We start from the raw sequence: 12,973 nt of genomic DNA on the forward strand, positions 1-12,973 counted from the left end.
ACTAAACAATATCATAATAAAATGACTGATAATAATATTGCTTTTACACAGACCAAAGACCATCTTGACACCTTCGCCCCGCGCCTACTCGACTGGTTCGCTATCAACGGTCGTCACGACCTACCATGGCAACAGCACCTGACCGACACGCCCAATCCTTATATCGTTTGGCTATCTGAAGTCATGCTACAACAAACGCAAGTCACTACTGTGCTGCCTTATTTCGCGCGCTTTATGGACAGCTTTCCGACAGTGCAAGATTTAGCTACAGCAGAATGGAATACGGTCGCGGAGCATTGGGCGGGGCTAGGTTATTATGCGCGTGCGCGGAATTTGCATAAGGGCGCAAAGCAATTGGTTGCCGTGATTAATGAGACTGGCGATTTTCCGCAAACTTTGGCAGGCTGGGAAGCCATTGCAGGTGTGGGACCTTCGACCGCAGGCGCGATTATGGCGATGGGCTTGCACCGTTATGGCGTCATTTGTGATGGCAATGTTAAACGAGTATTGACACGCTGGGCAGCTATTGAGGGCGATATCACCAAGTCCGCAACCACTAAAGAGCTGTGGGCATTGGCGGAGCGTTTAACGCCAATAGAGAATTCCGGATTGTTCGCCCAAGCAATGATGGATATGGGCGCAACCTTATGTACAAGGCGCAAACCTGCTTGCCCGTTATGTCCACTCCAAAACGATTGCCTAGCGCATGCGCAAAATCGCGAAGAAGACTATCCAGTAAAAGCCAAGAAGCAGCCCAAACCTAGTAAATTTAGTAATGCGCTGCTGATTCAAAATGTAGATGGCGAGATATTATGGTTACAACGCCCTGATAGTGGTATTTGGGGCGGACTTTGGAGCTTACCGCTAGAGTTTATCGAAAAAGTCAGCGATAACGTTAAGGGTAAAACCACCACTAAACAGACAGACATTCTTGATGAAAAACCTTTAGAAGTAGCAAGTAACGAAAAGGTTTACGAAGCCGAATTTACGACCGCTGAGCAAATTATTAATGCATGGCTGAATAAGAATAACTTGGTCGCAACACCCATCAATAAAACCTTGTTAGATGATGCACCGATTAAACATTCATTGACCCATTTTCATTGGTATTTAACCCCGCAATCATTGATCTTGAATAATGAGCAATCGCAAGCATTGACCGAAGCCTTACAAGCGGCGGAGATTAATATCAATTGGTTAAACGCTGCTGATGCGCAGGCAACCCTTGGATTACCACGAGCGATGGTTAAGATTTTAGAATAAGCCTTTATACTCAACCGCTTAAAAAATTGATAAAAGACATAAAAAAAGCGACTCAAAATATATATGAGTCGCTTTTTCTTTATCTATAACAGTATAGTAATTAGGATTTCGACACACGCAAACGCATCAAGCCCTCTTGCTGTACCGTCGCCACCAATTTGCCATCTTGCCAAAATTGCCCATGATTGAGCCCCATCGCGTTTGAGGTGGTATCGCTCCACATGTCATATAATAGCCAATGATTCATATCAAAAGTACGGTGAAAATGCATCGAATGGTCGATACTTGCCGCTTGCAGCCCACTGGTCATAAAACTGACGCCATGTGACATCAGCCCAGTACCCACCAAATAAAAATCCGATGAAAATGCCAATAGCGCCTGCTGAATCGCCTGTGGTTGTGCACCCAATTCACGAATACGCAGCCAGTTGGCTTGTTTGGGTTTCATCGGTTCAGGGTGAATGGGATCACGCGGTTTGACGGGTTTTATCTCCACATGACGACGGCGCATAAAGCGTGCTTTGAGCGCGTCCGGCACTTTACCGACATACTCTTCCTTTAACTCTTGCTCGGCAAGTAAATCTTCTGGCGGCGGATAAAATGGCATATCTTCTTGATATTCCAAGCCATTCTCCATCGGCGCAAATGACGCCATCATCGTAAATATGACTTGTTCAACGGGCGGCTGACCCTTCACTTGCTTATATTGAATCGCTGTCACTTGACGCGCGGATAAACTACGACCATCACGCAAACGGCGCACCTGATAAATAACGGGCTGATCAATATCACCACCACGCAAAAAATAACCATGTAACGAGTGACAAGGCTTATCTTCTGGCAACGTATGCGCCGCTGCCATAATCGCTTGCGCTAGTACTTGCCCGCCAAAAATACGCGCGCCGACATAGTCATGGCTTTTACCCTCAAACACATCAGGGCTCACTTCGATAAGCGTGACAGTAGCAAGTAGCTCGTCGATCAGTTGCGAGTAATCAGACATGACAGCATGTTTCCTTATTTTCTATCCCTGACCCCATATCACGCCGATAGCAGTGCGATACCGTTCAGAATAGCAAAAATTATTTAGCGTTAATAACGTATTATCAACAGAAAAATCGTCCATGACTGCGGGGTGAATAAACGATTATCCTTAGGCGTTTATTGATAAAAAGCAAACATCTTACCCAATATTTGAGTCTTTGACCAGTGACCACTGCGAGGTTATAACATCTTATGCTGACTATTAAAGCAGACATAAATAACAGCTTAAAATCAGCTTAAAAAATCATGAATAGAAATTTAAAATAAAAAAAGAGGCGCTACAGGAACACCTCATTTTATCATCACAAGACAAGCGTTAAGGCTTCACTGCCACCAATACGCGGATAGAATCCGGTACTAAGGACAGGCTTGCCAAGGCTTGCTCACCTTGCGCTTGTAATTGCTCTAGGCGCTCAATCTCTTCAGGACGCACGTTAGGATTGATGGTTTGCAGATGTTTAAGACGTTTGATTTCACGTGACCATTGCTGGCTAAAGCGGTCACTTGCCTGCTCACCAATATCCGCCAATTGCTTTTTGGCAATCTCTTCTGCTTCATAATAGCGAGTTTCAATGACGTCGCCACGTACTTTAATGACTTGGCGTGCACGGTTTTTATCCAAACGCTCAACGTGCGGCATAATCATATCTGCACTGATACGGGCGGATAAATCAGTCCCTTGCTCACTAATAAAGACGCGGATATTTTGTGTCGGTAAGGTCGCAGGTAGGTTTAATATTTTGGGTGCAATGGCTTCTACGCGGAAGTTTACTTCTACCATCACCATCCCTTGCGGCATGGCCGCACTTTTTAACGTCGCGACTGTGGTATTACCAAAAGTACTGGTGGTTGCCAATTCATATATCGCCTGCATCAGCGGATGTTCATGGGTAATATACTCAATCTCTTCGCGTTGCAGCGCTAAATTACGCTCAAAAGATAAGGTCATACCGTCATCGTCACCGAGTGGTAAGCCATCGATATAGTCGCTAATCTCGGTACTGTCTACCGGCGCAATCACCCATGAACCATCACGCTGGACGCTATATTCAATATTTGCCGATGCCAAAAAGCGCTCAACGAACTGTGGCAACACATTGTGACCATCAAAGTCATGCATCGCTTTGGCAATACGCCCCGCTACCCGTGGACGGCAAGAGTTATATTCTAATAAACGGTCACGACCGGCTTGCAGTTGCGCTTCAAGCCCCAAGCGTGTTTGCAGTGCATCTTTGATAACGGCTTGCAAAATCGTCCGATTATCTGCCGTATCGGCGCCTTCTAGTAGTGGCTTTAACTCGGCAATATATTCCTCTTGCACGTTTTGCGCGGTTGGCGAGATTTTATTAAAAATGTTTAATGCACTGTCATACCACTGATATAAACGCTCTTGCGCTGTACCTTGTACATAAGGGACATGCAAGGTTATTTCCTGCGTTTGTCCGATACGGTCTAGGCGACCAATACGCTGCTCTAACGTATCTGGATTAGCCGGTAAATCCCATAAAATCAGCTGACTGGCAAATTGGAAATTACGCCCTTCTGAACCAATCTCCGAGCACAATAAAATCTGTGCGCCTTCACTATCCGCAAAGTAAGCTGCCGCTTGGTCACGCTCAAGTAACGTCATTTGCTCGGTAAAAATTGCGGTTTTGATACCCGCATGCAGACGTAATACCGCCTCTAAACTCTCAACGGTTGCGCCACTACGAGCAATTAATAACACTTTTTGATGTTTTAATGCACCTTTTAAAATATCAATCAGCCAAGGTACGCGTGGGTCATCTTCTAACCAACCACCATCGGGCTGATTTTCTTCGCCCCATAGCTGTTCGCGTAATTTGCCTATAGTCTGATAACTATTTTTCCACGCCTCAGGTAATGGCAAGGGATACGGCTGACTGCTACGCCCATGAAACCCTTTGACGCTTTCACGGGTATTACGGAAGAGCACGCGCCCTGTACCATGACGGTCGAGCAATTCATTGAGCGCATAAGTACGTAATTTTTCATCGTCGTTAATCGCTGCAAGTTCATCTAAGCTAATATTTAACAAGCCCGATAATGCCGCAATTTGTCCTTCACTTAAGGGCTTATCTTCTATTAACACGCCAGCCACCGCCGCCGTTTCGGCAAAAGCATCTTGACCCGCGATAAATTCATCTAAATCATCAAAACGATTGGCATCGAGCAGACGCAAACGCGCAAAATGGCTTTGCGTACCCAACTGTTCAGGCGTTGCCGTCAATAACATCACCCCTGCAGTTTCTTCGGCAAAATCGGCAATCAAATCATATTTATCATTGCCGCCGCGTTCTTCATCCCAATGCAGATGATGTGCTTCATCAACGACCAATAAATCAAAGCCCGCTTCCATCGCTTGGTCATATAAATCAGGATGGTCGAGTAATAAATCCATACCGGCAATAATACATTGTTCGGTTAAAAAGACATTTTGCTCAGGGTCATGCTCTTTAATCGCTGCCGTACGTACCAAATCGAACAGCGCAAAGTTGAGATTAAAGCGGCGGCGCAACTCAATCATCCACTGATATTGCAAGCTATCCGGCACTAAAACTAATACCCGTTCCGCTTTACCCGTGAGTAATTGCTGATGAATAATCAAACCAGCTTCAATGGTTTTGCCCAAGCCAACTTCATCAGCAAGCAACACCCGCGGGGCGATACGCTTGCCCACTTCATGGGCGATATAAAGCTGATGCTCGATGATATCAACACGCGCGCCCATCAGACCTTTTAACGGATGACCGGCAAGTGCGGCTTGCATACGTAGGATATCTTGGCGCAAATCATACCAATCACCACGCTCAATACGCCCAGCAAGCAAGCGCTCAAGCGGTTTTGCCAAGGTAATATTAGCAGCAAGGCGCGTTTCCATGATGCCTTTTTCATAACCATCGACACTGTATTTCAGCACGCCCATCACTTCATCGACGGCAGTGACAATATGGCTCTGACCTTGTTGGTCGCTGATGCTATCGCCTACCTTAAATACCACGCGTGATAACGGCGCAGAGCTTTTCGCATAGACGCGCGTCTCTTCACTTTGTGGAAATAGGATATGCACACAGCGATCATCGACATCGATGACCACACCCAAGCCAAGCTCGGACTCAGTATCAGATAAATAACGTTGACCAACAGCGAATTCAGAATGGAGCAATGGAGCGGAAGTAGTCATAGGGCGATGTCTTTTGTACTCAGATGATAAAAATAGGCGGTAACAACCACGGCTCTGTCAGTAATCAGAGACGTCATGCTACCTTATTTAAACGAACATCACGAATATAGCGATGAGCGCAGTTATTAAAGTAATAAAACTTATCTATTATATAACGTTAGCAGCTAGATGCGTACGTTAAGTCGATTTTTCAAGAGCATTTAAATGGCTAACATCAGCAGTCAATTGAATTTTGCTCTCATGTTTTTGTTTTCTGTGGGTCATGCTACATTAGGCAAGCCCCAACATCATGCAACACACCTACTCACTTCAATAAAAAAAATTAGATAAAAAATCATAAATAAGGACATAACATGCAAGCGGTATTTTTAGACAAAGGCACGTTTTCAGAAGGCATTGACTTGCCCGCACCAGCAGGGATTAGCAATTATATTACCCACAATGACACGCCACAAGACGACCAACTCATCATTGAACGTTGCCAAGATGCGCAGATTATTTTTACCAATAAAGTAAAAATTAGTGCTGAGGTGATTGCCAAATTGCCCAAGTTAAAACTGATTCAAATCACGGCAACCGGTATGAATAATGTCGATCAAGAAGCCTGTGCTGCTCATGATATTGCGTTATATAACGTCGCCGGTTATGCGGTCAAAAGCGTGCCCGAACACACCTTTATGCTGATGCTCAATGCGATGCGTGCAGGCATTTATTATCATCAAAAAGTGATTGATGGTACATGGGAGAATGATGGTAATTTTTGCTTGCTCGATATTCCACTTATCGATTTAGAAGATAAAACGCTGGGCATTATTGGTATTGGCACAATTGGCAAGCGCGTGACTGACATTGCTCGCGCCTTTGGCATGACCGTCTTATGGGCAGAGCATCAAGGGCGCACACCGCGTAATGATGACTATACCGCGTTTGACGAGGTACTAGCGCGTGCGGATGTGATTAGCCTGCATTGTCCATTAAACGAGCAAACTGAGCATTTGATTAATAAAGACACCATTGCCAAAATGGTTAAAAAGCCCATTCTTGTCAACGTCGCACGTGGCGGTATTGTCGATAGCCAAGCCTTAACGGACGCGATTCATAATGGGCAAATCAGCGGCTATGGTAGCGACGTGTTTGAGCAAGAGCCTATCATTACTAATGACCCTTTATTAACGTTGAAAGACCATCCTCGCGTTATTTTTAGCCCGCATAATGCGTGGGGCAGTAGAAGTGCGCAAGAAACTTTATGGCAAATGCTCAGTCAGCAAGTCAGCGCCTTTATTGATAATCAGGCAACCAAGTCATAATCTCTAAAAAAGCATGATTCAAGAAAGCATGGTTTAAAAAAGTATGGGTTAAAATGGAGCGGGTTAGCAAAGTACTCAATTAAAAAGGAATGGGACTTTCCCAATCCATCCATGCACCCAATACCGGATGCTTCAGGCGTAGTTGCTGTGCATGGAGATTGAGCCGTGGCGCAATTACCAACGCTTCATCTTCTGCATAAATCGGGTCACCAATCATGACGTGACCGACATGCACCATATGCACACGCAACTGATGGCTGCGTCCGGTCACCGGCTTGAGCGCCACCCGCGTCACCTGATATCCTGCACAATCTTCATGCGCTAAAATCTCATACAAGGTTAGCGCGTGTTTATGCCATTCTAAATCCACAATATGGCGCGGCTTAGTTTCAGGCTCATAACGTACAGGTACTGATATTTTACCCTTTGCGCCCACCGTTTCCCATTCGCCAAAAACTCTTGCTTGATAAGTTTTTTGCGGTAAGCGTTCAATAAACTGCTTACTGATATGAGTTTGCGCGGCGGCATTTTTCGCAAAAATAAGCAGTCCGGAAGTGTCCATATCCAAGCGATGAATCAGCTTTACTGCCGGATTGGCGCGCTCAAGTCGGGACAATAAACTCACCTTTAGCGTCTTACCATCCACGCTAAGTAACCCAGCTGGCTTATCAACCACCCAAATATCATCATCTTCATAAACCGTAATATCTTGTGCAAATGTCTTAAAAAAATCGGGTGAATACTGAGCTTCTTGCTGGTTTAAAGCAGCTATTGCGGCATCGGAAAACGGCATAAATGACTACTTATTATTAAGTTAATTGAATTGATACGGCGTGAAATAAAAAAGAAATACTTACGCAGCATAATGCGCCAAGCAGATATTAAATATTTAAAAATAGTTTCATGATGAACTCAGTACCACGTGAAATGAAGTCAATAACCATTAAACTGATGAGTACTCAGCGCGTTACTTTATATTTCGATTTATTGTACTAAACGTAATTGTTGATTAATTTAACCTGTTTTTGAGCGTTCACACCCAAAATACATGGTAAGATAATTGCAAATTATATCCATTCTAACGTCTTTACCGCCATTAATCTGTAAGCGGTGCTTGCATTTTTTTGCTAAAAAAGAAGACCCAACAAGAGAGAAAAATGATGTCAGACCTTATTGTAAATACCACCGATGCTGATTTTGATAAAGATGTTCTAGAGTCAGATGTGCCCGTTTTGGTAGACTTTTGGGCAACATGGTGTGGTCCTTGTAAAGCCATTGCCCCTATTTTAGAAGACTTGGCAACTGAATACCAAGGTAAAGTTAAAATCGTTAAAGTCGACGTTGATCACAATCCACAATCTGCCAGCCGTTTTGGTATTCGTAATATCCCGACATTATTCGTCTTTAAAGGTGGCGAAAAAGTAGATGCAGTTATGGGTTTACAGCCAAAAAATGAGCTAGCCAAGGTTCTTGATAAGCATTTATAAGCACATATATAAGTACTTAACTCAAATATTAGTGCTTACATAATAATATATTACGTATTAAGTACTGCACTGAACGAGTAAACATAAGCCGTTATTTTATATAAATAACGGCTTATTTGTTTATTTACCGCATAAAAAGAGAATTATGTGACTTTTTTAGCAAAAATAATTGACAAGTCTGACGTGAAAACCGTATAGTCTGCTGACAAGAGAAAATAGTAGTTTTCCTAAGCGTCTTGTCGCTGTTCTCCTCGTGTTTAGCACTACAAAACACAATTATCATTATTAAGCATAGCTACTGAATAAAATTACTAAACCTAATTAATGATACAGAGTTCTGTTCCTTGACTCTTATGTAGCTTTTTTTATACTCATTTTTTATCCTTTTACCGTAATTTTGTACCGCCGGTGATAATGTGATATATAAAAATCAATGCTATCTAAAACTCAACTCGTTACACATACCCATATTGGTACACTTCCGTTATCTTAATCAATGTCGTGGGTTATCCAGCTACTGGCTGTTCTTACCCAATAAATTGCTAATGACTTATCTATGAATTTAACTGAATTAAAGAAAAAATCAATCGCTGAGCTATTGGCTATTGCTAAAGAAATGGGTCTTGATAACATGGCGCGTAGCCGTAAACAAGACATTATTTTTGCGATCCTAAAGACGCATGCTCGTAACGGCGAAGCCATCTACGGTGATGGCGTGCTTGAGGTATTGCCTGATGGCTTTGGCTTTTTACGCTCCTCGGAAGGCTCATATTTAGCCGGTCCTGATGATATTTACGTCAGCCCCAGCCAAATTCGACGCTTTAGCTTAAAAACCGGTGACAGTATCGCCGGTACTATTCGTCCGCCCAAAGACTCTGAGCGTTATTTTGCGCTATTAAAAGTTGGTGAAATCAACTTTGATACGCCAGATCGTTCACGCCATAAGCTTATTTTTGAAAACTTAACGCCATTGTTCCCCACTGAGCATCTCAAACTTGAGCTTGGTAACGGTACGACTGAGGACTTGACGGGTCGTATTATTGACCTAATTGCGCCTATTGGTAAAGGTCAGCGTTCTATTATTGTCGCACCGCCAAAAGCGGGTAAAACAATGCTGCTACAGACCATTGCCCAATCCATTACCCGTAATAACCCTGAATGTTATTTGATTGTGCTACTCATCGATGAGCGCCCAGAGGAAGTCACGGAAATGGTGCGTACTGTACGTGGTGAAGTGGTCGCCTCTACCTTTGATGAGCCACCGCAACGTCACGTCCAAGTCGCAGAAATGGTCATCGAAAAAGCCAAGCGTTTGGTCGAGCATAAGCAAGATGTCGTCATCTTACTAGACTCTATTACTCGTCTGGCACGCGCTTATAACACCGTGATTCCGTCATCAGGTAAAGTGTTGACTGGTGGTCTGGATGCCAATGCCCTTGAGCGCCCAAAACGCTTCTTTGGTGCTGCGCGTAACGTCGAAGAAGGTGGCAGCTTAACCATTATTGCCAGTGCACTGATTGATACTGGTAGTAAAATGGACAGCGTTATCTTTGAAGAGTTCAAAGGTACAGGTAACCAAGAGATTACTCTTGAGCGTGATTTGGCTGAAAAACGCGTCTTCCCTGCGATTAATATCAAAAAATCTGGTACTCGTCGCGAAGAGCGTTTGCTTGATGAAGATAAGCTGCGTAAAGTTTGGATTTTGCGTAAATTGCTGCAGCCGATGGATGGCGTTCAAGCCACAGAGTTCTTATTAGACCGTCTCAAAGAAGCGAAGACGAATGATGAATTCTTTGAGCAAATGAAACGTAAATCACAGAACTAGTTATTGCATAGCATTTATTCAGTCAAAAAGAGACAGCTTCATAGCTGTCTCTTTTTTGATGTGTTTTTCAGTTTATACTTACGTTAAACCTAAAAAACCGTTAGCGTATTATCGAGATGAATACAATAACCCTAAGCAAAACCACTACCAATGACACAGCCAAGTAACATCAATTACATAATATTGGCAAAGCTTAGCGTTTTTACTACGACTAAAACCTTCAGAATAGCTTATTATTAGACACAGTATAAATATATGCTGCTTATAAATACTATCGTATATTAATTTTGATCACTTACACTTTCTAACTTATATAGGTACTCATATGAAATTTGCTAAAACTATCGCAATGACGGTTATCGCTAGCTCTGCGATCATCATGACTGGTTGTAACTCTAATGGCTATGGCTACAATAGTGGCTTAAGTAACACCGCTAAAGGTACTGCTGCTGGTGCTGCTGCTGGTGCACTTATCAGAAGTGGCGGCAACAGTAAAGACATCGCACGTGGCGCGATTGCTGGTGCTGCGGTTGGCGGTGCTGGTGCTTATATTCTTGACAATAATAAAAAGCACTAATATCTAGTGTTATAGCTCAAATTTAGGTTTATGTATCAGACTTAAACTTAAAATCAAAAAAGCCTATCCTTGCAAGGGTAGGCTTTTTTAATGCTCTTTACTTTTGAATCCAATAATCAATTCAATTATTAAGAAAAGAGCTTTATAAGGCGTCATTGTCTATAACGCACCGCTACAGTCTATAACGCACCACTAAAGGTATCACAGGCTTGCACATTACCACTTTTAAGTCCACGGCTGAACCATTGCACACGCTGTTGGCTAGTGCCATGAGTAAAGCTATCTGGTGTCACTGTACGACCACTAGCTTGTGCGAGACGATCATCACCAATTTGACTGGCGGCATTGATTGCCTCTTCGACATCACCTGGTTCTAAAAACCCACCCTCTACTAATGATTCATTACGGTTTGCCCATACCCCAGCAAAACAATCTGCTTGTAATTCCTGCAACACTGATAATTTATTGGCTTCTGCACGCGTGACTTGACGACTCGCTTCATTCACTTGCTGAGTAATGCCCAATAAAGTTTGAACGTGATGACCGACTTCATGCGCGATAACATACGCTTGCGCAAAATCACCCGCTTTACCTTGGTTTTCGGCATCGCCTGAACCTTGTTGATCACCACTGATATCCAGATTTTGGCGCATCTCTGCAAAAAATGACGTATCAAGATAAACGGTCTGATCACCTGGGCAATAAAAAGGACCTGTGGCAGAAGTGGCACTACCGCAAGCCGAGCTGACTTGCCCATTGAATAATACCAATGAGGGATCTTTATAAGTTTGCCCACCTTCTGTAAATACCTGATGCCATACTCTTTCAGTATCACCAAGCACGACCTTAACAAATCGGGTATCGCGATCGTTATTCGTAGCAGGCTCAGTACTGTTACCACCGCCAGCAATTACCTGCCCTGTCTGCAGCGCGGTCATCGGATTTACCCCAAATACCAACCATAGAATACCAGCAATAATAATACCGCCGATACCGCCTCCAATCATTTTCCCGCCACCACCACTCGCACGGACATTAGAGCTTCCTTCTCTACCTTGCCATTTCATAATATGCTTCCTCAAATACAGTACAATCAATATATAATGATTATGTAGACCGATTAGTTATCCTAACGACCTATTTAATATAAGCTATATAGCTACTGATACTCGTTATTAATAGTGTTATAATAGAGATTAATGTTGATTATACGAATTGCTTCTGCTTTTTATTGTATTAAAACATATAACGAAAAGAGCGCTTCTAATATTCTTCATTACTTTATTGTTACTTAATTGTACAAAGCCTTTTCTTTTCATAATAAAAGATATAGAATGCGTGCAAGCTGAGCAGCTGCGACTAAGAATAGTTGAATCCGAAATATTTCGGATAGTCAACACTTTGTTGTGGCTGCTGCTCATTTCATTTTTCCGGAGAAACCGTATGAAACTTAAATTACTTGCTCTAGCTGGTATCATGGCCGCTTCTATGGGCTTAACTGCCTGTGATAGCAACAAAGAAGCTCCTGCTGACGCTGCTGTTGAACCTGCTGCTGATACTACTGTTGTTGTAGATCCTGCTGCTGATACTACTGCTGACACAACTGTTGTTGTAGATCCTGCTGCTGACGCAACTGTTGTTGAGCCTGTAGCTGATACTGCTGCTGACACTACTGTTGTTGAAGCTCCTGCTGACGCAACTGTTGTTGTTGAGCCTGCTACTGATCCAGCTGCAGCTGCTGATGCAGTTGTTGAAGAACCTGCTAAGTAAGTTTTATTGTTTATACAATAAAGACGTACTGTAGTAAAAAAGAGAGCCTATGCTCTCTTTTTTTATGTCTATTATTTGATATTAAATATTCGATATTATTATTAATGGCTTAACTGCTAAGTCTAACAACCATTAAAAAATAATGGTTTTAATCATCAGGCATCAAATAGATGCTCATCGACCTTTTGGCGGAATTTTTGACCTGTTTTAAAGGTCACAACCCGACGCGCAGAAACATCAACAGGCTCACCAGTTTTTGGGTTACGACCTGGTCGGCTATTTTTATCTTTAAGCTCGAAGTTACCAAAGCCTGAGAGCTTGACCTCTTTGCCATCAATTAAGCTTTCTGACAACTCATCAAAAAAGTTCTCAACCAAACAGCGACCTTCTTGGCGTGTCAAGTTAAGCTGATACATTAAATGCTCAATCATATCAGATTTGGTTAAGGTACTCACGGTACGACTCCTTTGCGATGCTAATAATATAACGTGATAACGT

11 protein-coding genes are annotated in these 12,973 nt (G+C 43.0%); 6 read left to right on the plus strand and 5 right to left on the minus strand.

The features are described from left to right. Positions 1–21 precede the first annotated feature (21 nt). Entirely contained in the window at positions 22–1,263 is a 1,242-nt protein-coding gene (mutY, locus tag AOC03_RS05475; protein ID WP_062534046.1) for an A/G-specific adenine glycosylase, read from the plus strand. A 100-nt stretch (positions 1,264–1,363) separates the two neighbouring features. On the opposite strand, the gene AOC03_RS05480 is transcribed toward mutY, so the two are convergent. Both AOC03_RS05480 and rapA read right to left on the minus strand, forming a co-directional pair. Further along, positions 1,364–2,266 carry an acyl-CoA thioesterase gene (locus AOC03_RS05480; protein WP_062534048.1) on the minus strand — a complete coding sequence of 301 codons (903 nt, stop codon included), beginning with the start codon at positions 2,264–2,266 and terminating at the stop codon, positions 1,364–1,366. A 357-nt stretch (positions 2,267–2,623) separates the two neighbouring features. Further along, positions 2,624–5,509, minus strand: coding sequence for an RNA polymerase-associated protein RapA (rapA, locus tag AOC03_RS05485; RefSeq protein ID WP_062534049.1), 2,886 nt, complete (start codon positions 5,507–5,509; stop codon positions 2,624–2,626). A 353-nt stretch (positions 5,510–5,862) separates the two neighbouring features. On the opposite strand from rapA, the gene AOC03_RS05490 reads away from it, so the two are divergent. Continuing rightward, positions 5,863–6,816 carry a D-2-hydroxyacid dehydrogenase gene (locus tag AOC03_RS05490; RefSeq protein ID WP_062534051.1) on the plus strand — a complete coding sequence of 318 codons (954 nt, stop codon included), beginning with the start codon at positions 5,863–5,865 and terminating at the stop codon, positions 6,814–6,816. A gap of 79 nt (positions 6,817–6,895) precedes the next feature. Here the strand turns inward: AOC03_RS05490 and AOC03_RS05495 are convergent, their stop codons facing one another. Then, entirely contained in the window at positions 6,896–7,609 is a 714-nt protein-coding gene (locus AOC03_RS05495) for an RluA family pseudouridine synthase (RefSeq protein WP_062534054.1), read from the minus strand. A gap of 367 nt (positions 7,610–7,976) precedes the next feature. Here AOC03_RS05495 and trxA point away from each other — a divergent pair, with 367 nt between their 5' ends. The 3 genes from trxA to AOC03_RS05510 all read left to right on the plus strand — a co-directional run bounded on the left by trxA (position 7,977) and on the right by AOC03_RS05510 (position 10,705). Continuing rightward, positions 7,977–8,303 carry a thioredoxin gene (gene trxA / locus AOC03_RS05500; RefSeq protein ID WP_062536521.1) on the plus strand — a complete coding sequence of 109 codons (327 nt, stop codon included), beginning with the start codon at positions 7,977–7,979 and terminating at the stop codon, positions 8,301–8,303. Between the two features lie 556 nt (positions 8,304–8,859). Next, positions 8,860–10,128, plus strand: coding sequence for a transcription termination factor Rho (gene rho, locus AOC03_RS05505; protein ID WP_055125334.1), 1,269 nt, complete (start codon positions 8,860–8,862; stop codon positions 10,126–10,128). Between the two features lie 325 nt (positions 10,129–10,453). Further along, a complete protein-coding gene (locus tag AOC03_RS05510) occupies positions 10,454–10,705 on the plus strand; it encodes a hypothetical protein (RefSeq protein ID WP_062534056.1) in 252 nt (83 codons plus the stop codon). Between the two features lie 179 nt (positions 10,706–10,884). On the opposite strand, the gene AOC03_RS05515 is transcribed toward AOC03_RS05510, so the two are convergent. Further along, positions 10,885–11,772, minus strand: a complete 888-nt coding sequence (locus AOC03_RS05515; RefSeq protein ID WP_062534058.1) for a neutral zinc metallopeptidase — start codon at positions 11,770–11,772, stop codon at positions 10,885–10,887. 376 nt (positions 11,773–12,148) lie between these two features. Here AOC03_RS05515 and AOC03_RS05520 point away from each other — a divergent pair, with 376 nt between their 5' ends. Next, on the plus strand, positions 12,149–12,475 hold the full coding sequence (locus tag AOC03_RS05520; RefSeq protein WP_062534060.1) for a hypothetical protein: 327 nt from the start codon (positions 12,149–12,151) through the stop codon (positions 12,473–12,475). Positions 12,476–12,630: 155 nt separating this feature from the next. Here the strand turns inward: AOC03_RS05520 and AOC03_RS05525 are convergent, their stop codons facing one another. Further along, positions 12,631–12,930, minus strand: a complete 300-nt coding sequence (locus AOC03_RS05525; protein WP_062534062.1) for an integration host factor subunit alpha — start codon at positions 12,928–12,930, stop codon at positions 12,631–12,633. Positions 12,931–12,973 lie beyond the last annotated feature (43 nt).

This window comes from Psychrobacter urativorans (assembly GCF_001298525.1).
Taxonomy (GTDB): Bacteria; Pseudomonadota; Gammaproteobacteria; order Pseudomonadales; family Moraxellaceae; genus Psychrobacter; species Psychrobacter urativorans_A.